The organism is Desulforhopalus vacuolatus, from assembly GCF_016918505.1.
Classification (GTDB): domain Bacteria; phylum Desulfobacterota; class Desulfobulbia; order Desulfobulbales; family Desulfocapsaceae; genus Desulforhopalus; species Desulforhopalus vacuolatus.
The window spans coordinates 1-1,667 of sequence record NZ_JAFFPZ010000081.1 but is presented as its reverse complement, the minus strand read 5'-3'; the positions used below and the strand labels follow the sequence as shown (position 1 = coordinate 1,667).

The 1,667-nt window shown below is 44.7% G+C and carries 1 protein-coding gene; it reads right to left on the bottom strand.

Annotated elements, in window-relative coordinates:
• Window positions 1-227: 227 nt before the first annotated feature.
• Window positions 228-1,598: a transposase gene (locus tag JWG39_RS15950; protein WP_205220430.1), complete on the bottom strand. Its 1,371-nt coding sequence runs from the start codon at window positions 1,596-1,598 to the stop codon at window positions 228-230.
• Window positions 1,599-1,667 lie beyond the last annotated feature (69 nt).

Genomic DNA, 1,667 nt, shown 5'->3' with positions numbered 1-1,667 from the left:
CAGCTATTCCCGGTTGGAGCTAAAAAACGGCCTGAAATTGATTTTCGTACCATCGGCTGTGAATTCAGCACAAAACCAAACAGTATAATGTGGTTTTTGAGCAACAATATGCAAATCGGGTGGGAACCAGCCGTATTTATAACGTCTTTTTGACACACGACTCCATTTGCCCCTGCCGGTATTTTTCGAGCAGGGATCTTATTTTTTATATCAGTCCGATTATACTGTCAGTATTGCAGCGGAACCGGATTGTACACCAACAGGGAACGATATAAATCCTCCATATCCTCGATGTAAAACTCCCGAAATTTACTGCGTACATTTTCCCAGAATAATCTTCTCGTCTTAAAGCTCTTGCAGGCAGCCTGAAACAGAGGGCAACATAACTGCAGGATCTGATCAATAAGAAAGGCCAACATCATGAGGAGAACAAAGACTTCAGTCAGGTGTTTCTTGCCGAGGCCAAAATTGTGATCGAAGTGATACCCCTGATTTTTCAAGGTGTTGAACGTTTCATTTTCAATCTTCCACCTGGCACGGGCACCACGCATAAAATGGAAGATATTTTCTTCGGTGATAGTCAAATCGGTAACCCAGGTGAAGTGTTGTGTTTTGCCGGTCTTACTGTTTTCTTCCCAGTATTCGACAAAAGTAACCTTTGTATCCTGGTGTGATTTATTGAGAGGAGCGTTATAAACAACACGAAAGCAATGGGTTAAGTGGGGCGTATTCTGTTTGGTTACTGTAAATTCTATGCCCTCCCCCCTGGCCACGGCATCGTCTACGTACTGAAAAAGAAACTGATGATCTCCCGGCTTTGCGCCCAGGATATAATGGAGATTATTAGCCTCAAGATCTTCTATATGCGGTGCGTTGGAACTTAAAGCATCCTCGTTGACAATGAACTGAAGGTGTGGATGGTCCTGCCGTAGTTTGCCGAGAAAACGCCGCACCGCATTACGTTCACAGTCCATTTTTTTCTCGCCGTCCTGTTTCCTGATGGTTTCCGGTGGCAGGACAATGACCTCTTTATGATCAGGGTGAACAACAGCTGCGCCGACCGTTTGAAGATAATACGTGATCTTGCCGCTCTTCCGATGTTTTTTTTCGAGGCAGGCATCAGAATGTCGGGAATCCGAAGAAAAATAACCTGTGCCGTCGAGATTGAGGAGATAGCAGCCTTCCATAAAGACAAATTTTTCCAAGATCTTACCGCGCTGCAATTGCCGGAAGGCTTCCTTAAACAGTGGCCGGAGATTATTAGGATCGACACCGTCGAGGATCTCCCGCATTGAGGTATCGCAGGGAATACTGCCCATCCCATAGATGGACATAAGATTCTGGCAACTACGAAATCTCCGTTGATCAAAAACGAGTAACGAGGGGTCTTTTAGCGAAAACATGGCAAAACCGGCCATAAGAGAATCGGCAAGAGTGTGGTTAACAGTACCTGTACGATGGTCACGAATCCCTGCAAAACCAGTGTACACTTTTTTAATAAGCGCGTCGGCATTCAGGTGTTGGCGAAGTTTGATGTCTTCAGTTTGGGCCATTTTTCGTCTGTGGCTTTTTATAGTTTCTTTTATGTGACGGGACATTGCAGCCTCCTTGTAAGGTTTTAATATTGCTTACAAAAAGACGATTACAATCGCATCGATATGTCAAGG